The sequence below is a fragment of the Intrasporangium sp. DVR genome (genome assembly GCF_040365325.1).
Lineage (GTDB): Bacteria > Actinomycetota > Actinomycetes > Actinomycetales > Dermatophilaceae > Intrasporangium.
Window position 1 is genome coordinate 337865 of sequence record NZ_BAABZW010000001.1, and the last position, 23364, is coordinate 361228.

Annotated in this window: 18 protein-coding genes; 17 read left to right on the forward strand and 1 reads right to left on the reverse strand. The window is 71.3% G+C overall.

Annotated features, from left to right (window positions below; all coding sequences use genetic code 11):
• Positions 1 to 2: 2 nt before the first annotated feature.
• Both ABWV20_RS01615 and ABWV20_RS01620 read left to right on the forward strand, forming a co-directional pair.
• Entirely contained in the window at positions 3 to 3338 is a 3336-nt protein-coding gene (locus tag ABWV20_RS01615) for a glycosyltransferase (RefSeq protein ID WP_353352998.1), read from the forward strand.
• Positions 3335 to 4921 carry a DUF5719 family protein gene (locus ABWV20_RS01620; RefSeq protein ID WP_353352999.1) on the forward strand — a complete coding sequence of 529 codons (1587 nt, stop codon included), beginning with the start codon at positions 3335 to 3337 and terminating at the stop codon, positions 4919 to 4921. The genes ABWV20_RS01615 and ABWV20_RS01620 overlap by 4 nt, the downstream gene beginning before the upstream one ends.
• A 91-nt stretch (positions 4922 to 5012) precedes the next feature.
• Here the strand turns inward: ABWV20_RS01620 and ABWV20_RS01625 are convergent, their stop codons facing one another.
• Positions 5013 to 5456, reverse strand: a complete 444-nt coding sequence (locus tag ABWV20_RS01625) for a metallopeptidase family protein (protein WP_353353000.1) — start codon at positions 5454 to 5456, stop codon at positions 5013 to 5015.
• Between the two features lie 74 nt (positions 5457 to 5530).
• On the opposite strand from ABWV20_RS01625, the gene ABWV20_RS01630 reads away from it, so the two are divergent.
• The 15 genes from ABWV20_RS01630 (at position 5531) to secA (ending at position 23314) form a co-directional block, all read left to right on the forward strand.
• Positions 5531 to 5962, forward strand: coding sequence for a DUF3499 domain-containing protein (locus ABWV20_RS01630; protein ID WP_353353001.1), 432 nt, complete (start codon positions 5531 to 5533; stop codon positions 5960 to 5962).
• 65 nt (positions 5963 to 6027) lie between these two features.
• Entirely contained in the window at positions 6028 to 7488 is a 1461-nt protein-coding gene (locus ABWV20_RS01635; protein ID WP_353353002.1) for a phosphomannomutase/phosphoglucomutase, read from the forward strand.
• On the forward strand, positions 7485 to 7673 hold the full coding sequence (locus tag ABWV20_RS01640; protein ID WP_353353003.1) for a Trm112 family protein: 189 nt from the start codon (positions 7485 to 7487) through the stop codon (positions 7671 to 7673). The genes ABWV20_RS01635 and ABWV20_RS01640 overlap by 4 nt, the downstream gene beginning before the upstream one ends.
• 3 nt (positions 7674 to 7676) lie before the next feature.
• Positions 7677 to 8816, forward strand: a complete 1140-nt coding sequence (locus ABWV20_RS01645; RefSeq protein WP_353353004.1) for an SIS domain-containing protein — start codon at positions 7677 to 7679, stop codon at positions 8814 to 8816.
• A 24-nt stretch (positions 8817 to 8840) separates the two neighbouring features.
• Positions 8841 to 9776, forward strand: a complete 936-nt coding sequence (locus ABWV20_RS01650; RefSeq protein ID WP_353353005.1) for a DUF808 domain-containing protein — start codon at positions 8841 to 8843, stop codon at positions 9774 to 9776.
• An 89-nt stretch (positions 9777 to 9865) separates the two neighbouring features.
• Positions 9866 to 11317 carry an adenosylhomocysteinase gene (gene ahcY, locus ABWV20_RS01655; RefSeq protein ID WP_353353006.1) on the forward strand — a complete coding sequence of 484 codons (1452 nt, stop codon included), beginning with the start codon at positions 9866 to 9868 and terminating at the stop codon, positions 11315 to 11317.
• Between the two features lie 158 nt (positions 11318 to 11475).
• Entirely contained in the window at positions 11476 to 12051 is a 576-nt protein-coding gene (locus tag ABWV20_RS01660; RefSeq protein ID WP_353353007.1) for a hypothetical protein, read from the forward strand.
• A 142-nt stretch (positions 12052 to 12193) separates the two neighbouring features.
• On the forward strand, positions 12194 to 12871 hold the full coding sequence (gene mtrA / locus ABWV20_RS01665; RefSeq protein ID WP_353353008.1) for an MtrAB system response regulator MtrA: 678 nt from the start codon (positions 12194 to 12196) through the stop codon (positions 12869 to 12871).
• A 40-nt stretch (positions 12872 to 12911) separates the two neighbouring features.
• Positions 12912 to 14720, forward strand: coding sequence for an MtrAB system histidine kinase MtrB (mtrB, locus tag ABWV20_RS01670; RefSeq protein ID WP_353353199.1), 1809 nt, complete (start codon positions 12912 to 12914; stop codon positions 14718 to 14720).
• An 89-nt stretch (positions 14721 to 14809) separates the two neighbouring features.
• Positions 14810 to 16606 (forward strand): LpqB family beta-propeller domain-containing protein, encoded by a 1797-nt coding sequence (locus ABWV20_RS01675; protein ID WP_353353009.1) that lies wholly within the window; start codon positions 14810 to 14812, stop codon positions 16604 to 16606.
• Between the two features lie 93 nt (positions 16607 to 16699).
• Positions 16700 to 17509, forward strand: a complete 810-nt coding sequence (locus ABWV20_RS01680) for a ComF family protein (protein WP_353353010.1) — start codon at positions 16700 to 16702, stop codon at positions 17507 to 17509.
• Positions 17510 to 17620: 111 nt separating this feature from the next.
• Positions 17621 to 18256 carry a ribosome hibernation-promoting factor, HPF/YfiA family gene (hpf, locus tag ABWV20_RS01685; protein ID WP_353353011.1) on the forward strand — a complete coding sequence of 212 codons (636 nt, stop codon included), beginning with the start codon at positions 17621 to 17623 and terminating at the stop codon, positions 18254 to 18256.
• A gap of 108 nt (positions 18257 to 18364) precedes the next feature.
• A complete protein-coding gene (locus ABWV20_RS01690; protein ID WP_353353012.1) occupies positions 18365 to 19072 on the forward strand; it encodes a response regulator in 708 nt (235 codons plus the stop codon).
• A 9-nt stretch (positions 19073 to 19081) separates the two neighbouring features.
• Entirely contained in the window at positions 19082 to 20290 is a 1209-nt protein-coding gene (locus tag ABWV20_RS01695; RefSeq protein WP_353353013.1) for a winged helix-turn-helix domain-containing protein, read from the forward strand.
• A 189-nt stretch (positions 20291 to 20479) separates the two neighbouring features.
• Positions 20480 to 23314, forward strand: coding sequence for a preprotein translocase subunit SecA (secA, locus tag ABWV20_RS01700; protein ID WP_353353014.1), 2835 nt, complete (start codon positions 20480 to 20482; stop codon positions 23312 to 23314).
• The last annotated feature ends 50 nt before the right edge of the window (positions 23315 to 23364 follow it).

Below are 23364 nucleotides of genomic sequence, written 5' to 3' on the forward strand. Positions count from 1 at the left end.
CCGTGGTGACCGCGGTGGTCATCGTGCGCAACGGTGCTCCCTGGCTGACGAGGTGCCTCGATGCCCTCGCCTCCCAGACCGCTCCGCCCGCGCGGCTGGTCATCGTCGACGTCGCCAGCACTGACACCTCGGTTGCCATTGCCCAGGCGCACTCGCGGGTGCGGCAAGCCATCCCCGACGTGCGTGTCCACCGGCTGGAGCGGCCGACGCCGACCGGACGCGTCATCGATGCGGCGGTCAGCGTGTTGGACGAGCTGCCCGACCCCGCCCGGTCCGACGAGCGCGGGAGCGGCAGCTCCCCGGACGGACGGGACGGTGGCCGCAGCCAGGGCACAGCGGGCGCTGCGTCCTCCGGCCCGCACGAGTGGATCTGGGTGTTGGAGCACAGCACGGCGCCGCGCCCGACCGCACTGCAACGACTGCTCGACGCGGTCGGCCGATCCCCCTCCGTGGGCCTGGCCGGACCCAAGATCGTCGACGCTGACGATCCCCGCCGGCTCGTCTCGTTGGGTGTGCAGGTGACGCGGACCGGCCGGCTCATCGCCTCGCCGGAGCCGGGGGAAGCCGACCAGGGTCAGCACGACAAGCGCACCGACGTGCTGGCCGTGAGCACGACCGGCATGCTCATCCGTCGCGACGTCCACACCGACCTGGGCGGGTTCGATCCCGCCTTCGACGACGCGGGCGCCGACCTGGACCTCGGCTGGCGAGCCCAGCTCGCGGGGCACCGGGTGGTCGTCGTGCCCGGCTCCGCGGCGCTCGAGGCCTCGTCCGGGCTCCAGCGGCCAGCCCCTCAGGGGAGCGCGGCCACGCATCCGGCGCGAGAGCCGCTCGACCGGCGCAGGGTGGATCCGCGCAGGCGGCGGGCGGCCCGTCGCGTGGCTCTGGCTCGGTGCTCGCTCGGTGCCATGCCGTTCATGGCGGCATGGATCGTCCTGTCGTCGCTGGCAGCGGCGCTGGTCCTCATCCTGGCCAAACGTCCGCGCGCCGCCTGGCGCGAGCTCGGCGACGTCGCAGCACTCTTCCGTCCCGCGAGGGTTCTCGGGGCCCGCTGGCGCGCACGACGCACGAGACGTCTGCGAGGCGGCGACCTCGGCACGCTCTTCGTCTCGCCCCTTGCGGCCGCCCGCTCCACCGTCGACCACATCCACGACGCCATCACGCCGGAGCGCTCACGGACCCCCCGTGAAGCGTCCCCGACCACCGAGACCGGACCCGCGTCCGAGGAGACGGAAGCTTTCGGGGTGCTCCCTCCGGCGCTGCCGCAGCGCCTTGCCTCGCATCCGGGATTCCTCGCCGTGGCGACCACGCTCCTCATCAGCGCAGTGGCCTGGCGTGACGCCATTCGCGCCGCGGCGCTCTCCCCGACGCGGACGGGTGTTGCGGGGGGCGAGCTGCGGCCCGTCGCCACCGACGCGTCCGGGCTGTGGAGTGCGTTCCGGGACTCCTGGCACGGTGCCGGGCTCGGCACGAGCGCGGAGTCGGGTCCTCACCTCGCCGTCCTGTCCGGGATCACGTGGGTTGCCGAGCTCCTGCCGGGCATGTCGGAGAGCCGCTCGAGTGCCGGGGTGACCCTCGCCTGGCTCCTCTTCCTCGCACCGACCCTGTCCGCGTGGTCCGCCTACCTTGCGGCCCGCGTCGTGACACCCTCCCGGGTCCTGCGCGCCGTCGTGGCGCTCGCGTGGGCGGCCTCGTCCGTCGTCACGACGGCGATCTCCGAGGGCCGGCTCACCGCCGCACTGGGGCACGTTCTCCTGCCCCTCGTCATGGCCGGCTTCGCGCTCGCCGCCCGCCGGGACGCGACATACACGGCGACCTTTGCCACCGCGCTGGCGGCCGCCGTGCTCGCTGCCGTCGTGCCGCCCTTCCTCGCGGTCTCCTCCGTGCTTGCCCTCGGGCTGTTGCTCTTCGGCCCGGGCACTCGACGGGTCCGGGCACTGGTGCTGCTCCTCGTCCCACCAGCGCTCCTGGGCACGTGGGTCGCAGCGATCGTCGACGACTGGCGGCTGCTCCTCTCCGGTCCCGGGCTGCTGTCCACGGCCGGCGCCACCGAGCCGTGGTGGCTGCTGCTTGGGCACCCGGGTGAGTCGGACGTGCTCTCACTGGCCCGAGCGGGGCAGGAGCTGGTCAGCGGGCTCACGCAACCAGAAGTCGTGGTCTGGGCCACCGTGCCCCTCGTCGTCGTCGGCGTGCTGGGCTTCGCCGTGCGGACCCGCGGGCGGGCCGAGATGATCGGTGTCCTCGTCACGGGCCTGCTCGGACTGGTCGGCCTCGCCGCAGCGCTGACCTCCGGGCGGGTCGCGCTCGGCTCGGCCGAGACCGCCGTCGGGATCTCGGCCCCGGCTCACCTGTGGGCCGGAGTCGGGCTCGAGCTCTGGACCGCAGCCATCCTCGTCGGCCTCCTGCTCGCCGGCCGCGAGGCTGTGGCGGACCGGGCGAACGCTTCGGGCACAGCACGTCCTGACCGGTGGAGGGCGGCGCGCTCGGTCACCCTCGGAGCCACGGTCATCGTGCCCGTCCTCGTCATGCTCGGTGCGTGGGGTGTCTCCGGCGTCGGTCGCACCCTGACGGTGGGCGAGGCCACCCTTCCGGCTGTTGCCGTCGAGCAGTCCAAGGACCCCTCGAGCAACCGGCTGCTGCTCCTGCGCCCGTCCGAGGACGTGGTGGACTTCGTGCTGGTCGGCCGGGAGCCGGGCGACCTCCTGCGTGACCTGGACCGACCGGCGAACGCCGATGGCCGGCCGCTCGTCGATGCCGTGGCCCGTCTGGTCGGAGGTCGCTCAGCGGACGCGCTCGACGCGTCGGAGCTCGCCGACTGGGGCGTCGCCTTCGTCCAGGCCAAGGCTGCCGGCGGAGCCCCGCTCACCCGCCGGCTCGATGCCACCCGTCGACTCAGCCGCCTCGGCACCAGCGAGCAGGGGATCCTGTGGAAGGTGCTACCGCCGCCGGCCGCCCCCGGTGCAGCGACGGCGACCGCACCCTCGAGGCTGCGCATCGTCGACCCAGAGGGGCTCGACCTCACCATGGTCCCCACCAATGGTCCCCACGGTGCCGCAGAGTCGTCGGTCCCGGCGGGATCCGGGGGCCGGCATCTGGTGGTCGCCGAGACCGTCGAGTGGTCCGAGCATGCCGTGGTCACGGTGGACGGCGGCCGCCTGGTGCCCGACGCCGGAGAGCCACTGCCGACCTACGAGCTTCCAGAGGCCGGTGGTCTGCTGCGCGTCGACCTGTCGCCCTCGCACCCCTGGGTGCGCCTGGGCCAGGGACTCGTCCTGGCGTTCGTCGTCTTCATGGCCTTGCCGTTCGGCAACCGTCGGTCGAGGAGGCCGCAGTCGTGAGCCCAGTCCCAACCATCCTCTCCCGACGGCCCCGTCTGCCCCGCTCCTGGAGCCGCGCCGGTCTCGTGCGCGCCGCCGTCATCGCCGCGACGGCGACCGGGTTGACGGTCGCGGGGAGCACGGTCGACGGGACGGTGCGGCTCGCTCGTCCGAGCGAGCTCGCCGGGTTGCCGCAGTCGTCTGCCGGGCTCGTGGACTCGGCCTCATTGGTCTGCCCGGGACAGCAACGGGTCGGCACGCAGGGGATGCGTGACGTGTCAGGCACCGTGCAGGTGTCCACCGCAGGAGCGCCGGCTGCGGCGCTGGCCGGCATCCCCTCCGTGGGCAGGGTGGGCAGCGTGGGCACGGTGGGACCTGCCGGCACCGGACCCGGGCTCGTCTCACTGGCCGGGCCGGGAGGGCAGCTGCTCGCCTCGACGGAGCAGCGGTTCGAGCCGGTGACCGCCCCGACCACCGGGCAGTCCCATGTGATCGCCAGGGGAGAGCGCGGGCTGGCGCCCGGGATCGCGGCCACGCAGGGCTGGTGGCACGTGGGGGACGACGATCGCGGCCTGGCGCTCACCCCCTGCGCCGAGCCGACCGCGGACGTGTGGCTGGTGGGGGGCGGCGGTGGCCCTTCACGCACCGAGCGCGTCGTCATCATCAACCCCGGGGCCAACCCCGTGAGCGTCCGTGTCGAGGTCTTCGGCGCCGAGGGCCCGGTCGCGGCCTCCGACCGGGCGGCCGTCTCGGTGCCGCCGCAGTCCCGGATCTCGCTGTCCCTCGATGCTCTCGCGCCCGATGAGCTGCGGCCGGCAGTGCACGTGGTTGCCACGGGAGGCGTGGTGTCAGCGGTGCTCAGCGATGCGTGGATCGACGGCGCGACAGCTCGTGGCGTCGACGACGCCACGGCGGCGGCGGCCCCGGCTCGGGACGTGCTGGTGCCGGGAGTCGAAGCGGCGGCCGCCGGTCAGGGTGAGACGATCCTGAGGATCGTCAACCCTGGGGCCAGCGAGGCGCTCGTTCGGGCGACCGTGCTCACCGCGAAGGGGCCGCGTCAGCCGGCCGAGCTGCGTGCCGTGCGCGTCGGGGCCGGCTCGACCCTCGACGTTCCGCTCGCCTTGGCAGGGGGCGAGAACGCCGTGCGCCTGACCGCCGACCAGCCGGTCTCCGCAGCGGTCTTCCTCGATCGCCGCCGGCCACCCCGGGCCGGCCCCGACATCGACCGAGAGGGCGACTTCGGCTGGGCCCCAGGGTTGCCCGCGATCCAGGGGACCGGTGGGGTCGTCATCCCCGCACTGGTCCGCCCGGGAGCGACGCGGACCCTCCACCTGGCCGCAGGCGTTGCCGGCGGCACGGTGACCACGACCATCGGCGCCGGAGCCGACGAGCGGCAGGTCACCTCCGAGCTGGCGCCACTCACCTCCGTCATCGTGGCCCTGGGCGACGCCGACCGGGTCTGGGTCTCCACGCAGTCACGCCAGGTCCGGGCTGCCGTGACCGTCACGGTGGTCGACCGAGGAGTTCCGTACTTCGCCGTCGTGCCGATCCGGAGCGCTCCGACGACCGAGACGGCGGTGCCGGTCCGTCAGGTGACCAGCTGACCAGCAGCGCGACCGACCGGGCGCGCCGGCCCGGCACCGTCGCGGACGGTGGTCCCGACCACCAGCGGTGCGATCCGGCCGCTGGCCTGCGTCACTCGCCGAACCCGGGGTCGAGCTCCTCCGGGCTGACCCCCATCAGCCCGGCGACCTGCTCGGTCACGATGTCGGAGACGAGGGCCGCCACGTCTCTCGGATCGGAGACCCGTGTCTCCACCGGCCGACGGTAGACCACGATGCGGGCGGGGCGGCTGCCGGTGGCGGGGAACAGGCGGCCGAGGGGTACCTCGCGGTGCTCCCACGGTGCCGGGCCGCGCGGCACGTCCTCCACGGCGAACTCCACCACCGGGAAGGCCCGTCCACACGTCGCCTCCAGGCGGGCGGCGGCATCGAGGACGAAGTCGTCGAACTGGTCGCGCCGCGTCGTCATCGCCGGCACCGGCGGCCACGCCATCGGCCCGCGCGGACCACGCCCGTGCCGGTCCCGCCGGCGGGACTGCGCCGTCCGGCCCGGGACCTGCCGATGACTCGTGCTCACATCCACACTCTAGATCCGCCGGGTCGGCGTGGTGTGTCGTCACTGCCGCCCGGGCGCGACTAGAGTCCCCAATCGTGGGTCTCACACGTGGTTGCTCCAAGACCGGTTGCGCTCGCCCCGCGGTCGCGACCCTGACCTACGCCTACGCCGACCGGGCCATCGTCCTGGGACCACTCGCCACATTCGCCGAGCCGCACACCTACGACCTCTGCCGCGACCACGCGGAGCGGCTCACCGCGCCGCGAGGATGGGACGTGGTTCGGGTCGGGAGCGAGTTCGCCGAGCCGGTCCTGGCGGCGGACGACCTTCTGGCACTCGCCGACGCGGTCCGCGAAGCGGGCCGACCCGGGTCGCGACGCCCGCCGAGCGCCGGGGCGGGCACCGGCACCGCAGGCCCCCAGCCGCAGGAGCTGCCCACACCCCGTGGCCAGGCCAGCGCGGAGGCCCGGTCCGGGGTCGTGGAGGGGCGCCGTCGCGGGCATCTGCGGGTCCTGAAGGACTCCTGACCCCGCCCGCTGCGCGGCCGAGGTCTGCCGACGTCGCCACCCCAGCTGACCACTAAGGTCGTCCCGTGCCCCGACTCACTGACTTCGTCAAGGCCTACGACGTTCGCGGTCTCGTCCCGGAGCAGCTCTCCGAGGACGTCGCCCACGCCCTCGGGACGGCCTTCGCCGAGGTGATCGCGCTCCCGGACGGAAAGCACCGTGTGGTCATCGGGCACGACATGCGTCCGAGCTCACCGACCTTGTCGGCCGCCTTCGCCGCCGGCGTGGCCGAGCGAGGTGTCGACGTGACGCTCATCGGGCTCTGTTCCACCGACGGCCTCTACTACGCCAGTGGCGCCCTCGACGTCCCGGGCGCGATGTTCACGGCGAGCCACAACCCCGCCAGCTACAACGGCATCAAGCTCTGTCGCGCTGCGGCCCAGCCGGTCGGACAGGACACGGGCCTGACCGAGGTCCGTGACCTCGCCCAGTGGCTGCTCGACGGCAGATCGGGGCTGCCGACCACCCCGAGCGGCCGTGGCACGGTGGAGGCGCGGGATCTCCTCGCTGACTACAGCTCCTTCCTGCGCGGTCTGGTCGACCTCAGCGGCTCGAGACCGCTCAAGGTCGTCGTCGACGCCGGCAACGGGATGGGCGGGCTCACGGTCCCGGCGGTGCTCGGCACCGCCGCCGGGCTGCCTGCCCTGCCCCTCGAGATCATCCCCCTGTACTTCGAGCTCGACGGGACCTTCCCGAACCACGAGGCCAACCCCCTTGACCCCGCCAACCTCGTCGACCTCCAGCAAGCCGTCCGGGCGCACGCGGCCGACGTCGGGCTGGCCTTCGACGGCGACGCCGACCGGTGCTTCGTCGTCGACGCCGCCGGCGAGCCGGTCTCTCCCAGCGCGATCACCGGGCTCGTGGCCGACCGGGAGATCGCGCGAGCCCGGGCCGCGGGGGATCGGGACGTCTCCGTCGTCCACAACGTCATCTCCAGCGCAGCCGTCCCGGAGGTGGTCCGAGAGCACGGTGCGGTCCCGATCCGCACCAGGGTGGGGCACTCCTTCATCAAGGCCGAGATGGCTCGCGCAGGAGCCGTCTTCGGGGGTGAGCACTCGGCGCACTACTACTTCCGGGACTTCTGGTTCGCCGACACCGGGATGCTCGCCGCGATGCATGTCCTGGCCGCGCTCGGGGAGCAGGACCGCCCCCTTGCCGAGCTCGCCCACGGCTATGAGCGGTACGTCTCGTCCGGGGAGCTGAACTCGACGGTCGCCGACCAGGCCGAGGTGCTGGAGCGCATCCGGGCGTGGGCCGTCGTCCGAGGTGCCGGCGTCGACGAGCTCGACGGGGTCACCGTCACCGCCCCCGAGGCCTCGAGGCCGATGTGGTGGTTCAACGTCCGTGCCTCGAACACCGAACCCCTGCTCCGACTCAACGTCGAGGCCGGAGACCGTGAGACGATGACGCAGATCCGTGACGAGCTCCTCGAGCTCATCAGGGCCGAATCCATCTCAGCCGGAGAGCAGCAGGAGCGTCCCGAATGACCAACGAGACCATCGAGCCGTGGCTGCGCGAGATTCTGCGCTGCCCGCGCTGCAAGGGAGTGCTGACCGACGCGCAGGGGCCGAGCGGCCCCGAGCTGTTGTGCCCCTCGTGCAGACTGGCCTACCCGGTCGAGGACGGCGTGCCCGTCCTGCTCGTCGACCTCGCTCGCCCCACCAGCGACTGACACGTGTTGGACGAGGCCCGGCTCGATGATGTCGAGGCGCTCGAGCGCCTCGACTCACGCGGGACCCTGCGTGCGCTGGCGGGAGCCGGCGCGAGTGTGCGTCGCGCGCTCCAGCTGTCCCAGGAAGCGGGACTGGAGCGACTCGGCGACCTTGAGCCGCGAGCGGTCGTGGTCGCGGCAGCGGGCGGGTCGGCGTGTGTCGCCGAGCTCTTCGAAGCGGTCGCGCGCGGGGGAGGGGCCATCCCGGTGCAGAGCTGCACGAGCGCCCCTCTGCCCGGATGGGTCGGCGCACTGGATCTCGTCGTCGCGGTCTCGCAGTCGGGGCGGGCAGCCGGCCCCTTGGCGCTCGCGGCCGAAGCGGCCCGTCGAGGAGCGATGCTGCTCACCGTGGGTGCGCCGAGCTCTCCCCTGGCGGAGATCAGCGCCCGCGCCCGCGGCATCCACGTGCCGCTCGCCGTCCCCGGCTCCTCGTCGCGCACCGCGATGTGGGCGCACGCGACCCCACTGCTGCTGGCGGCCGACACCCTCGGTCTCTCGTCCATCTCCGCCGCGACGGTGACGGCTCTGGCCGATGAGCTGGACCGGCGGGCGCAGGAGGTGGGCCCGTCTGCGGAGTCCTTCGAGAACCAGGCGAAGACCCTCGCCGTCGACGTCGCCGAGTCCGCGACGATCATCCTGGGGTCCGGCCATCTCGGCGCCGTCTCGGCCCGCCGGGCTGTGGCCATGCTCGGGCGGACGGGCCGCGTTCCCGTCGCGTTCGGGGTCCTCCCGGACTCCGCGAGCCAGATCGTCGCCTGTTTCGACGGCCCCTTGGCCGGCGGTGAGTCGAACGGCGACGCCGACATCTTCGCCGACCCGTATCTCGACGGCCCGAAGCGTCCCCCGCTCCGCCTCGTCATGCTCCGGCACGCATCCGAGGCGGGGACCGACCTGCAGCTGCTGGCCGACCGCGTCGTGGCGGCAGCAGAGGACGCCGGAGTCCGCGTGTCCCTCCTCGACGCCGAGTCCGACGACCCGTTGCTGCGCGTGGCCTCCCACGTCGCACTCACCGACTTCGCCGCGACCTACCTGGCGCTCGGACAGGGATTCGACCCGGCGACCTCGCCACACGTCCGCCTCCTGAGGGACATCCCGGAGGACTGAGGAGCCGCCCCTACGATGTAGCCCATGGCAGGTGGACTCGTCGCGCTCCTCGATGACATCGCGGCGCTCGTGAAGCTGGCGGCAGCCTCGGTGGACGACGTGGGCGCAGCGGCCGCCAGGGCGAGCGCCAAGGCCACGGGGGTCGTGGTCGACGACACGGCCGTGACGCCGCGCTACGTCCAGGGCCTCCACCCGGAGCGCGAGCTGCCGATCATCAAGCGGATCGCCATGGGGTCGCTCCGCAACAAGCTGCTCATCATCCTGCCCGTCATCATGGTGCTCAGCCAGTTCGTGCCCTGGCTCCTGACCCCGATCCTCATGGTCGGCGGGGCCTACCTGGCCTACGAGGGTGCCGAGAAGGTCTGGGAGGCCGTGACCGGCCACCACGAGGACGAGGTCCCCGCCTCGCTCGACGAAGCTCAGGAGGACACCGTCGTCTCCGGGGCGATCCGCACCGACTTCATCCTGTCCGCAGAGATCATGGTCATCGCCTTGAACGAGGTCGCCGACGAGGCGTTCGTCTCACGGTTCGTCATCCTCGTCGTCGTGGCCCTGCTCATCACCGGCCTCGTCTACGGCGTCGTCGCGCTCATCGTGAAGATGGACGACCTGGGCCTGCGGCTCTCCGAGCGCGACTCGTCCGCCTCACAGGCCATCGGCCGGGCGCTCGTCAAGGGGATGCCCGCCCTGCTCAGCATCCTCTCCACGGTCGGCATCGCCGCGATGCTGTGGGTGGGCGGCCACATCCTGCTCGTCGGCGTCGACGAGCTGGGTTGGCACGCGCTGTACGACGTGGTCCACCACCTCGAGGAGGCGGTCCGGGGCGTGGCCGGTCTGGGCGGCGTTCTCGCCTGGTTGGTCAACACCGTCGCCTCGGCCCTGCTCGGCCTCTTCGTGGGGGCGGTGGTCGTCGCGATCATGCACCTGCTTCCGCGCCGAGGTGGAGCTGCAGCGCACTGACGGTAGAATCGTCCACTCCGGCGTGGGTGAGGACCCGCGAGACCCAGAGGGGCGCGCCGGGTCAGCACACCAATCCGAGGAGATCTTCCATGTCCTTCGACCACAAGGTGGCCGACCTGAGCCTCGCGACGGCCGGGCGCCACCAGCTCCGGCTCGCCGAGCACGAGATGCCCGGACTCATGGCGCTCCGCGCCGAGTATGCCGACAGCCAGCCCCTGAAGGGGGCGCGCATCGCCGGCTCCCTGCACATGACCGTCCAGACCGCGGTTCTCATCGAGACGCTGACCGCGCTGGGCGCTGAGGTCCGGTGGGCCTCGTGCAACATCTTCTCCACCCAGGACGAGGCGGCCGCGGCCGTCGTCGTCGGCCCGGACGGGACGCCCGACGACCCGAAGGGCGTGCCGGTCTTCGCCTGGAAGGGCGAGACGCTCGAGGAGTACTGGTGGTGCACCGACCAGATCCTCACCTGGCCGGGTGAGGCCGGCCCGAACATGATCCTCGACGACGGCGGCGACGCCACCATGCTGGTCCACAAGGGCGTCGAGTGGGAGAAGGCCGGTCAGGTGCCGCTGACGACCGAGGAGGACTCCGAGGAGTTCGGTGTCTTCAAGGAGCTGCTGCGGCGCAGCCTCGGAGCCGACCCGCAGAAGTGGACGCGAGTGGCCGCGGGCATCAAGGGAGTGACGGAGGAGACGACCACCGGCGTCCACCGGCTCTACCAGCTCGCGGAGGCCGGCGCCCTGCTCTTCCCCGCGATCAACGTCAACGACTCCGTCACCAAGAGCAAGTTCGACAACAAGTACGGCTGCCGCCACTCCCTCATCGACGGCCTCAACCGCGCGACCGACGTGCTCATCGGCGGCAAGATGGCGGTCGTGTGCGGCTACGGGGACGTGGGCAAGGGCTGTGCGCAGTCGCTCGCCGGTCAGGGCGCCCGTGTCGTCATCACCGAGGTGGACCCGATCTGCGCGCTCCAGGCCGCGATGGAGGGCTACCAGGTGCAGCGGCTCGAGGACGTCGTGGGTCAGGCCGACATCTTCATCACGACCACCGGCTGCTACGACGTCATCACGGCCGAGCACATGACCCAGATGAAGGACAAGGCCGTCGTGGCCAACATCGGTCACTTCGACAACGAGATCGACATGGCGGGGCTCGCCCGGGTTCCGGGTGTCACGAAGACCGAGATCAAGCCGCAGGTCCACGAGTGGAGCTTCGCTCCGACGGACGGCCGCCCGGCAACATCCATCATCGTTCTCTCCGAGGGTCGCCTGATGAACCTCGGGAACGCGACGGGGCACCCGAGCTTCGTCATGAGCAACAGCTTCTCGAACCAGACGATCGCCCAGATCGAGCTGTTCACCAAGAACGACGACTACGCCAAGCAGGTCTACACCCTGCCCAAGGTGCTCGACGAGAAGGTGGCCCGCCTCCACCTCGACGCACTGGGGGTCCGCCTCACCGAGCTGACCAAGGGCCAGGCCGAGTACCTCGGCGTCGACGTCGCCGGACCGTTCAAGCCCGAGCACTACCGGTACTGACCGGCGTCGCCGGCCAGCCACCCCGATGACGTATGCCGCTGAGCTCGCCGAGCCCAGCGGCATACGTCATGCTGTGGTGTCGTCCACAGACCCGTGACCGCAACCGAGCGAACGACCGCCGGGCCCGGTGCCCCGGCGCACAGGAGATGAACGCAACGATGAGGAAGCTGGTGACCGGCTCACTCGCCCTCGGCCTTTCCCTGAGCCTCGGCGGGTGCTCGACACTCGAGGAGGCTCTCCTGAGCCCGGGCCCCATGGCGTCGGTGCAGGAGCCGTCGGCCGGGCCGACCCCCACGGCCACAGCGGGGACGACCACCGCGGGGACGACCACCGCGGGGACGACCTCGGACGGCTCGACCGAGTCGGCCACGAGGACGACGACACCGACCGTCCGGCCCGTCGACCAGACCACTCCGGAGGCAGCCATGGAGTCGTGGCTCGCCGCCCTCGTTGCAGGCCAGGGTGAGGACGTCTGCAGTCTCATGGCGAGCGACGGACGGGCCGTGGAGAGCATCAAGGGGGCCGCCGCGGCCTGCGGCGAGGCCCTCACGCCGCTCCTCAGCTCCTTGCAGGAGCTCAACGGCATGTTCGAGGACGTGGAGATCGCCGGTGCGACCGTCGTCGAGGACCTCGCCACGTTCGAGGCGGCCACCACCAAGCCTGCTCTGGCGGCCCAAGTGATCCACCGGTTCAAGGCCGTCAAGATCAAGGAGAAGTGGTTCGTGACGGAATGACGGTCGCTCTGTTTCGCCGCGGCTCGTGGGGCAGCCGGGGTGGGTCGCGGCTCGCCCCTCGGGCCGCTCTGGCGACCGCCGGGCTGTGTGATGATGTCGCCATGAGCTGCGGGCCCACCGGGGACCGCGAAGGGAGAAGGACGTGAAGGGTCGGGTTCTGATCGTCGACGATGATCTCGCACTCGCCGAGATGCTCAGCATCGTGCTGCGCAACGAAGGTCTCGAGGTCACGCACGTGGCCGATGGCACGGATGCGATCGCGGCCTTCCGCGAGGCTCGGCCTGACCTCGTCCTCCTCGACGTCATGCTCCCGGGGCTCGACGGCATGGAGGTCTGCCGTCGGATCAGGGCCGAGAGCGGCGTCCCGATCGTCATGTTGACGGCACGGACCGACACCGTCGACGTCGTCGTCGGGCTCGAGTCCGGGGCGGACGACTACGTGGTCAAGCCGTTCAAGCCCCAGGAGCTGATCGCCCGGATCCGCGCACGCCTGCGCCGCGGCGACGAGCCTGCTCCCGAGAAGCTCTCCATCGGAGACCTGGACATCGACGTCGCGGGGCACTCGGTGAAGCGGGACGGCAAGCCACTGTCCCTGACCCCGCTCGAGTTCGACCTGCTCGTCGCCCTCGCCCGCAAGCCGTGGCAGGTCTTCACGCGCGAGGTCCTGCTCGAGCAGGTCTGGGGATACCGCCACGCGGGCGACACCCGCCTGGTCAACGTCCATGTCCAACGGCTCCGGTCCAAGATCGAGCACGACCCGGAGCATCCGGAGATCGTCGTGACGGTGCGGGGTGTGGGCTACAAGGCCGGTCCGTCCTGACGACGTCAGCGGGCTCGAGGGGTGGGCATGAGTGACTGAGATGGCCGAGATGGCCGAGATGGCCGGGGCCCCGCGGCCCCGGACCCTGCCGAGCCGACTGGTCCACCTGCTCGGCGGGCTGTGGCGTCGACCGCTCCGGCTCTGGCGCGCCTCGCTGGGCTTCCGCGTGGTGGTTGCGACGATGCTGCTCGGGATCCTCGTGCTCACCGCTGTCGGGACCTACCTCTACGGATCGATCGCCCAAGGTCTCGTCGACGGCAGACAGCGAATCGCCGCCCTCGACTCCCAGCGCGACGCGAAGGACACCCAGGACTACTTCCAGTACACCGACAAGGTCGGCTCGACCGCCGAGGTGAGCCAGGGGGCGACCGACCAGATCCGGTCGCTGCAGCGGGACAGCGGGACCGAGATCCGCTACGTCGTGCTGGCGCGTCTCGAGACCAACGACAACCCCAACATCATCGGCCCGATCGAGAGCGGCGTCATCGGCGCCCGGTTCATCCCGGCAGAGCTGTCCAGGGCGGTCGCCGAGAACCCCGACCGGCAGCAGATCCAGATCGCGACCATCGAGCAGGGCGACGGCACCGTCTCGGCCCTGATCGTCGGGCAGCAGGTTGCCCTGCCCGTGGTCGGGCAGTACGGGCTCTACTTCATCTATCCGATGCAGCGTGAACGCGACATCATCAACCTCGTCGGGCGGACCTTCCTCTTCGGCGGGATCGCGCTCATCCTCCTCGTCGGCGCGGTCGCGTTCGTCGTCACCCGGCTCGTCGCGGACCCGGTGCGTCGCGCCGCGATCGTCGCCGAGCGGTTCGCCGAGGGCAAGCTCAACGAGCGGATGAGGGCCCGGGGTGAGGACGACCTCGCTCGGCTCGGCAACTCCTTCAACGCCATGGCGGCCTCCCTGCAGCAGCAGATCGCGCAGCTCGAGAACCTCTCCCGGGTCCAGCAGCGATTCGTCTCCGACGTCTCGCACGAGCTGCGCACACCGCTGACGACGATCCGGATGGCGGCCGACCTCATCCACGGTTCCAAGGCGTCGTTCGACCCGACCGTCGCGCGGTCCGCCGAGCTGCTCATGGGTGAGCTGGACCGGTTCGAGTCGCTCCTGACGGACCTGCTGGAGATCTCCAGGTTCGATGCCGGAGCCGCGGTTCTCGACCTCGAGGCCAACGACCTGCGGCGGTGTGTCGAGCGCGCGGTCGACGCCCATCGCACCCTGGCCCAGCGCAAGGGCACCCAGCTGGTCGTCCACGAGCCCAGCGCGCCGGTCGTCGCCGAGACCGACTCACGCCGGATCGAGCGAGTGCTGCGCAACCTCATCGCCAACGCGATCGAGCACGGGGAGGGCCGCCCCGTCGAGGTGACCCTCGGCGCCAACGACTCAGCCGTGGCCGTGACCGTCCGGGACCACGGCGTCGGCCTGCGGCCCGGGGAGGCCGCCCTGGTGTTCACCCGCTTCTGGCGCGCTGACCCGGCCCGCACCCGGACGACCGGCGGAACGGGCCTCGGGCTGGCCATCTCGCTCGAGGACGCCCGGCTCCATTCCGGCCGCCTGGAGGCATGGGGGGCTCCGGGGGAGGGCTCGTGCTTCCGCCTGACCCTGCCCAGGCACGCCGACGCGACGATCACGAGCTCACCGCTGCCGCTCAGCCCCGTCGCGGCCGAGGCCGCGCGGGACTCCGACGGGACCGACGACCTCGATGGCCCTGGTGGTCCGAGCGGTCGCCGCCGGCGCGCGAGCGAGGACACCGTCAAGCTGCGCCGGATCACCCGTTCCGAGGCGTCGCTGGGCACGTCGACGGGCAGGTCGACGGCCACGTCCACCGAGCCCGGGCGTCCGACATGAGGTGGGGAATGCCCCGACTCGGGCAGCGGGCGACTCGATCGAGTGGTCGACCGGCTGATCGGGCGCGTGGACGAGCGCGGAGCGTCGCCGTGGTCCTCGTGCTGGCCGCCACGACGACCGCGTGCGGCGGACTTCCCGAGAGCAGCTCGATCTCCGACGGACGCCGGCTCGACGAGCCCATCAACGAGCAGATCCGGGTGGCGGCGCAGGCGCCGGTGCCGGGGGCGTCACCTGAGCAGATCGCCCGGGGCTTCATCCGGGCCGGTGAGGACCAGGGCGAGACCCATGCCACGGCCAAGGGCTACCTCAGCCACTCGTCCGTGGACCTGTGGCGCTGGGCGTCCGAGGAGACCGTCATCTACAACCGGGCCAGTGACCTGACGGTCAAGCGCACCGGCGACACCTCGGTCGAGGTGAGCGTCTCCCCGGTAGGCGTGCTCTCCACGGATGGCCGCTATCGCGACGTCGCAGCCGGCACCGTGGTGCGGGCGACCTTCGGGCTGACCCGAGTCTCGGGCGAGTGGCGGCTCGAGCTCCCCCGGGAGGGGTTCGGCCTGTGGCTCGAGGCCAGCGCCTTCGACAACCTCTACGTGGCGGCACCGCTGCACTTCGTCACGCCGTCGGGCCGCGAGCTCATCCCGGACACCCGGTGGTTCCCCAAGGGCCCGCGCCTGGCCACGAGCCTCGCCCGCGCGCAGCTCGAGCCGGTTCCACCGCACCTCGCCGGTGCGGTGACCACCGGGTTTCCCGCCACCACGCGTCTGGCGGTCAACTCCGTGCCGGTCGAGGCCGGCCATGCCCAGGTGGACCTCAGCGCGGCGGCCCTGTCGGCGGGGGCGGAGGACCGGCGCGCGATGTGGGCCCAGCTGTCGGCCACGCTGACGAGGGCTTTCGTGACCTCGATCTCGGTCTCGGTGGAGGGCACCGAGCTCGAGCTTCCCGGCCTGGGAACGACCCTGAACAGCCCACAGGAGGTCGGCTACGGCTTCACTCCTCCGCTGCTGTCTGACTCCGCCCTGTTGCGCAGTGCCGGGACCTTCAAGCGGATCAACCCGTTCTTCATCCCCGACGACGCGAAGGCGCAAGGCCGGCGCGGCACCGAGTCCCTCAGGCCGAACGACCGGACGGAGCTCCCGACCGTCTGGATCCGCCTGGCGATGTCCCGCGACGAGGACCAGATCGCGGCCGTGGGCGGCGACCTCAAGGAGCTGTCCATCTGGCCGGCGCAGGATGAGCCGGTCCGCCTCAAGACCGGCTGGAGCGGCCTGATCCGGCCGGCGTACGACCGGAACCAGTACCTCTGGGTCGCGGGGCAGGGACAGGGCGGGCCCCGCATCTGGACGGTGAACACCGCATCCCTCGTTCCGCCACCGGAGCCGAACCCCGTCGACGCGCCATGGCTCGGTGACGATGACGTGGTCGCCCTGACGGTGTCGGCGGACGGCACGCGCGTTCTCCTCATCACGCGAGACCAGGCGTCGGGTGCCGAACGCCTGCTCCTCACAGGCGTGGTCCGCGCGCCCAACGGTCAACCCGAGGCGCTCGCCGAGCCGCTGCCGCAGGCGCAGCCGCTGATGGCGATGAAAGACGTCGTCTGGCTCGACAGCGAGGCGTTCGCGGTCCTCGGTCAGCTCACGGATCGGGACAAACGGAGGCCGTGGGTCGGCCAGGTGGGCGCCGGCCTCGACGGCCTGCGAGTGCGCTACGGCCAGGCCGACCCGTCCCGGGAGCGTCTCCAGCCGATCCCCGGGGCGCGCACGATCACGACCGCCGGCAGCCTGCGCGGCCTCATCTGCCTGACCGACCAAGGGCAGGTGCTGGCCAAGGCCGGCCTCAACTGGCGGGCCATCGGGAGCGGTTCGGACCTGCTCGTTCCCGGGCGATGAGCGTCATCCACAGCCACTGAGGGACGGCAGGTCCGTCCACAGGCAGCCCGGCACCTTGGCGAGTCGCGGCTCCGTGCCGATCGGATGGTGCTCGTGCGCCGACTCGTCTCGTCCCTGCTCGACCTCGTCCTGCCGCTCCACTGCGCGGCCTGCGGCCGCCCGGGCGCCGCCTGGTGCCGGAGGTGCTCACGGGCGCTCGCCCGGTCTCGGCTGCCGACCGGGGCCCGCCGGGTCCGCCCAGACCCCGTTCCCCGAGGTCTGCCGGACTGCTACGCGTGGGGCAGCTACTCCGGCCCGCTCCGCGCCGGGATCCGGGCCTGGAAGGATGGGGACCGCCGGGATCTCGACCGCGGACTGGCCGGCCTGCTCGCCGGGGCGATGGACGAGGCGCGCCAGGCGCCCGGGTGGCCGTCGGGTGGGGTCCTCGTCGTCCCGATCCCGTCGTCACGCAGGGCCGACCGGCTCCGCGGGGACCGCCCTCTCGTTCGAGTGACCACCCTGGCGGTCGCTCGCTGCGGTGGCGCCCCGGGGCCCGGCTCCTCCTTCCCACCCAGCGATGCCCTCTGGTTGGAGGGCCCGGTGCTCGCCTTGCGGCACCGGAGGTCCGTTGCGGATCAGGCGGGACTCGGTGCCGTCGCTCGTCTCACGAACCTGCACGGGTCGATGGAGGTGCGGCCGCGTGCGGCCACCCTGGTTCGTGATCGCACCTGCCTCCTGGTCGACGACGTCATGACCACCGGAAGCACCCTCGCGGAGGGCGCCAGGGTCCTGCGGGACGCCGGAGCGGCCCACGTTCGGGCGGCGGTCATCGCGGCGACCCCCCGCTTCCCAGAGCCGACGCGGCGAAGTACTGTCGTCGAAAGAGCCCCAGTCCCGGGGACGCCGTCATCCGGACGGGCGTGACCCCGGGGGCCTGATCGAGGGAAGGGGTGGTGCCGAGGTGACGCGTGGGCCTGTCCCGGCCCCCCCAGAGCACGAGCACCGAGCGCCGCTGAGCGCGATCTAGGAGGAACCGTGGAGATTGTCGTGACTGGACGCCACGTCCAGGTCCCTGACCGATTCCGTGAGCTGTTGAACGAGCGCCTGGCCAAGGTGCCATCGCTGGCGCCGAAGGTGCACCGGGTCGACGTCGTCGTGACGCACGAGCGAGTCGCTCGAGGTCGCGGATCCGAACGAGTCGAGATCACTTGTCGCGCAAAGGGGCCCGTCATTCGCGCCGAGGCTGCGCTCGATGACAAGTACGCCTCCCTGGATGCGGCGGTGGACAAGCTCATGGAACGGCTGCGCAGGGTCAACGACAAGCGCCGCGTGAGCCGCGGGCGACGGGTGCCCGAGTCCGTCGCACAGGCGACCGCCCGGATCGACTCGAGCGACGGGGCGCAGCCGCCCCGCACCGAGGATGTCCGCACCGAGGAGACCGACCGTTTCGGTGCCGTCGGCAACTCACCGATCGAGGTTCGCGAGAAGGTGCACACGGCCGCGCCGATGTCCCTCGAGGACGCCGTCAACCAGATGGAGCTCGTCGGCCACGACTTCTTCCTCTTCCACGACATCGACACCGACCAGCCAAGCGTGGTCTACCGGCGACGCGGCTGGAGCTACGGGGTGCTGCACCTCGAGACGGAGCCGGCGGTCGCCGCGACCGGCTGAGCGAGCACGCCCGGGGGCACGAACGAGGACGCCCACCCGTGCTGGTGGGTGTCCTCGTTCGTGCCCACGGACGTCCGGGATGTCGGCGCCCCCTGCCAAGATGGGCTGGTGAACTCCGCCACCGCCGACGTGACGCCCCCGGACCTGATCAGAGTCCTCATCGTCGATGACCATGCCCTCTACCGGCGGGGCCTCCAGACGGTGCTCGCGACCGAGGACGGCATCGAGATCGTCGGCGAGGCTGCCGACGGCAACGAGGCGGTTCACCTGGCCGAGGAGAGGCTGCCCGACGTCATCGTCATGGATGTCGGCATGCCGAAGCGTGGTGGTATCGAGGCCTGTCGAATGATCAAGCAACGCGTCCCGTCCGCGCGGATCATCATGTTGACGAGCTCTGATGACGAGGCGAACCTCTTCGAGGCGGTCCGGGCCGGCGCCAACGGCTACCTGCTCAAGGATGTTCCGCCGGAGGAGGTAGCGGCTGGCATCCGGGGGGTGTTCCACGGCCAGTCGCTCATCTCCCCGATGATGGCCTCCAAGCTGCTTCAGGAGTTCGCCCACATGAGCCGCGTCGGCAGCTCCGGTCCGGCGCCCACGCCGGAGCTCGAGCTGCCCCGGCTCACCGACCGTGAGCTCGGGATCCTGCGCCTGGTGGCCCGGGGCAGGCTCAACCGCGAGATCGCCAAGGAGCTGTACATCTCCGAGAACACGGTCCGCAACCACATCCGCAACATCCTCGACAAGCTCCAGATGCATTCACGGATGGAGGCGGCGATGTATGCCGTGCGGCAGCGGCTCATCGAGCCGGGGGAGTGACGAGAGATCGTGCACGCGGGGTCAGCCCGACGACTCACCCGCGCCCAGGCACGGCGCGTCGCCATCGCCGCGCAGGGGTTTCTCGATCCACGTCCTGCGCCGTTCGCCGCAACGATGCGCCACGTCCAGCGGGTCGTCGACCGGGTGGGTGTCGTCCAGATCGACAGCGTCAACGTGCTGACGCGGAGCCACTACCTCCCGTTCTTCTCCCGTCTCGGTCCCTACGACCGGGCTCTCGTCGACCGCGCCCGTGACCGTGCTCCACGACGTCTCGTCGAGTACTGGGCGCACGAGGCGAGCCTGATCCCGCCCGAGACGTGGCCCCTGCTGGACCACCGGATGCGGGTCGCCGCGGAGACGGCCTGGGGTTCGATGCGTCGGGTCCTTGCCGAGCGGCCCGATTTCGTCGACCTCGTCCAGGCCGAGGTCGAGGCACGCGGGCCGATGACCGCTCGGGAGGTCGAGGCGGCGCTGGAGCACGACCGGCCCAGGGTGCGCGACAACTGGGGGTGGAACTGGTCCGAGGTGAAGCAGGCTCTGGAGTACCTCTTCTGGGCCGGCCGGATCAGCTCGGTCGGCAGGACGACGCAGTTCGAGCGCAGGTACGCCGCGCTCGCGGCGACGGCGCCGCCGCACCTGCGCCGAGCCTGGCTCGAGCGAGCGGGGCCCGGGGCGGACCCGCAGCGCTTCGTCGAGCTGGTCCGGATCGCCGCCCGCGCACACGGCATCGGGACCGAGCTCTGCCTGGCCGACTACTTCCGGCTCAAACGCGTCGACGCCCGTCCCGCGATCCAGCGGCTCGAGGCAGCGGGCGAGCTCATCCCCGTGCACGTGCCCGGCTGGCGACCAGCCTGGCTCCATGCCGACGCCCGCATTCCCCGCCGGGTCCACGCCGAGGCCCTGCTGAGCCCCTTTGACTCGCTCGTCTGGCAGCGCGACAGGGTCCACGACCTCTGGGACTTCCACTACCGGCTGGAGATCTACACCCCGGCCCACAAGCGGGTCCACGGCTACTACGTCCTGCCGTTCCTGCACGGCGACGCCCTCGTCGCCCGGTGCGACCTCAAGGCGGATCGGGCGGCTGGCGTCCTCCGATGCCACGCGGTGACGTGGGAGCCGCACACTCCGCCGGAGGCTCGGCCGGCCCTCGAGCGTCAGCTCGGCGCGATGGCCGAGTGGCTGGGACTCGACCACGTCGCCGTGGGCACGCGCCCGTGAAGCGAGCCCAGCGGCATACGGGATGGTCCTGTCCGACCGTCGCCACCGTGGGAACTCCGACGCGCGCGCGGTCCGTTGGTGGGGAAGGCTGGGCTACGACTAGCCTAGGCAGGTCCCGTGACGCACACGGGCGATCGTGCCCGCGCACCGGCGGGTGGCATGACGTTGAGTCGGGAGTGAGTACGCACCATGGTCTTGGGCATCGACAAGCTGCTCCGCGCGGGCGAGGGCAGGACCCTGAAGAAGCTCCAGGGCATCGCCGAGCAGGTCAACGCACTGGAGGCCGACTTCGAGAAGCTCACCGATGACGAGCTGCGCGAGGAGACGCCCAACTTCCGCAAGCGCCTCGAGGCCGGTGAGAGCCTCGACGACCTGCTGCCGGAGGCGTTCGCGGCGGTCCGCGAGGCGAGCAAGCGCACCCTGGGCAAGCGGCACTTCGACGTCCAGCTCATGGGCGGCGCCGCGCTCCACCAGGGCAACGTCGCCGAGATGAAGACCGGTGAGGGCAAGACCCTCGTCGCGACGCTGCCCTCCTACCTCAATGCCCTGACGGGCAAGGGTGTGCACGTCATCACCGTCAACGACTACCTCGCCGAGTACCAGTCCGAGCTCATGGGCCGCATCCACCGCGCCCTCGGCATCGAGACCGGCTGCATCCTCGCGTCGATGACCCCGGAGCAGCGTCGGGCTGAGTACGCCAAGGACATCACCTACGGGACCAACAACGAGTTCGGCTTCGACTACCTGCGCGACAACATGGCGTGGGAGCCGTCCGAGCTCGTCCAGCGCGGTCACCACTTCGCGATCGTCGACGAGGTGGACTCCATCCTCATCGACGAGGCCCGCACGCCGCTGATCATCTCCGGACCCGCCGACATCGCCACCAAGTGGTACGTCGAGTTCGCGCGGATCGCCGCCCGCCTCACCCGCGGTGAGGACGGGCGGGGCGACTACGAGGTCGACGAGAAGAAGCGGACCGTGGGCGTCCTCGAGGCCGGAATCGCCCGCGTCGAGGACCTCCTCGGGATCGAGAACCTCTACGACACGGTCAACACCCCGCTCATCGGCTACCTGAACAACTCCATCAAGGCCAAGGAGCTCTTCAAGCGGGACAAGGACTACGTGATCCTCAACGGCGAGGTCCTCATCGTCGACGAGCACACGGGCCGCATGCTGCCCGGCCGCCGCTACAACGAGGGCATGCACCAGGCGATCGAGGCGAAGGAGGGCGTCGAGATCAAGAACGAGAACCAGACCCTGGCGACGATCACCCTCCAGAACTACTTCCGCATGTACGACAAGCTCTCGGGCATGACGGGAACCGCGCAGACCGAGGCGGCGGAGCTCAACTCCATCTACAAGCTCGGCGTCATCCCGATCCCGACGAACAAGCCGATGATCCGCAAGGACCAGGCAGACCTCGTCTACCGCACCGAGGTCGCGAAGTTCAACGCGGTCGTCGACGACATCGTCGAGCGGCACACCGTCGGCCAACCCGTCCTCGTGGGGACCACCTCGGTCGAGAAGAGTGAGTACCTCTCGCAGCAGCTGAAGAAGCGCGGCATCAAGCACGAGGTGCTCAACGCCAAGCAGCATGAGCGGGAGGCGGCCATCGTCGCCGAGGCGGGCCGCAAGGGCGCCGTCACCGTGGCGACGAACATGGCCGGTCGAGGCACCGACATCATGCTCGGCGGCAACTCCGAGTTCCGGGCGGTGGCCGAGCTCAAGCGTCGAGGACTCGACCCCGAGCAGACCCCCGAGGAGTACGAGGCGGCGTGGGACGCGGCGCTCACCGCGGCTGAGGCCGCCGTTGCTGCGGAGCACGACGACGTCACCTCCCTGGGCGGCCTCTACGTGCTCGGCACGGAGCGACACGAATCACGCCGGATCGACAACCAGCTGCGTGGTCGGTCCGGTCGCCAGGGGGACCCCGGCGAGTCCCGCTTCTACCTCTCCCTGCAGGACGACCTGATGCGGCTGTTCAACGCAGCCCTCGTCGACCGCTTCATGGTGTCCGCCGGCATGGAGGACGACCAGCCGATCGAGTCCAAGATGGTCACCAACTCGATCCAGAAGGCGCAGGGCGCCGTCGAGGCCCAGAACTACGAGATCCGCAAGAACGTCCTCAAGTACGACGACGTGATGAACCGACAGCGCCAGGTCATCTACGAGGAGCGGCGCGCCGTGCTCCAGGGGCAGGACCTCCACGAGCAGCTGCGCATGTTCGTCAACGATGTCGTCGGTGGCTACGTCGATGCCGCGACCGGGGATGGGTTCGCCGGCGACTGGGACCTCGAGCGCTTGTGGGAGGCGCTCCGTCAGGTCTACCCCGTCTCGCTCACGATCGACGAGGTCGAGGAGCAGGCCGGTGGTCGCAACGCCATCAGCGCCGAGTTCCTCCGCGAGCAGCTCATGTCCGACGCCCACCACGCCTACGACGAGCGCGAGGAGTCCCTCGGCCCGGACACCATGCGGGAGGTCGAACGGCGGGTCGTTCTCTCCGTCCTGGACCGTAAGTGGCGCGAGCACCTCTACGAGATGGACTACCTGCAGGAGGGCATCGGGCTGCGGGCCATGGCCCAACGCGACCCCCTCATCGAGTACCAGCGCGAGGGCTTCCAGCTCTTCGAGGCGATGATGGACGCCATCAAGGAGGAGTCGGTCTCCCACATCTTCTCCGTCCAGGTCGAGGTGAGCCCCCCGGCCCCACAGGTCGGCGTCGCACCGGTTGCGGTCGGTGACCTCGTCGGGGGCCTCCAGGGAGCCGGCCCGGTCGCCGCGGCGCCGTCCACCTCGCGCTCGGGCGGGGCTCGGACCGCGGTGGCCGACGAGGCAGTGTCGGCGCGCGAGGCCGACGGCGCAGTCAAGGTGTCGGGAGTCGACCTCGCGCCGGCCTCCCAGCGGCCGTCCGCGCTGCGTTACACCGCTCCCGGGGAGGACGGCAGGGCGGTCGAGACAGGGCAGCAGCCGGTCGAGCGCAAGGCGGACCGGCGCGGCAAGAAGGTCAAGCGGCGCCGGCGCTGAGGCCGGACGGCGACAGTAGCCAGCGGGTGTGCAACGCCGAGGGCCCGACC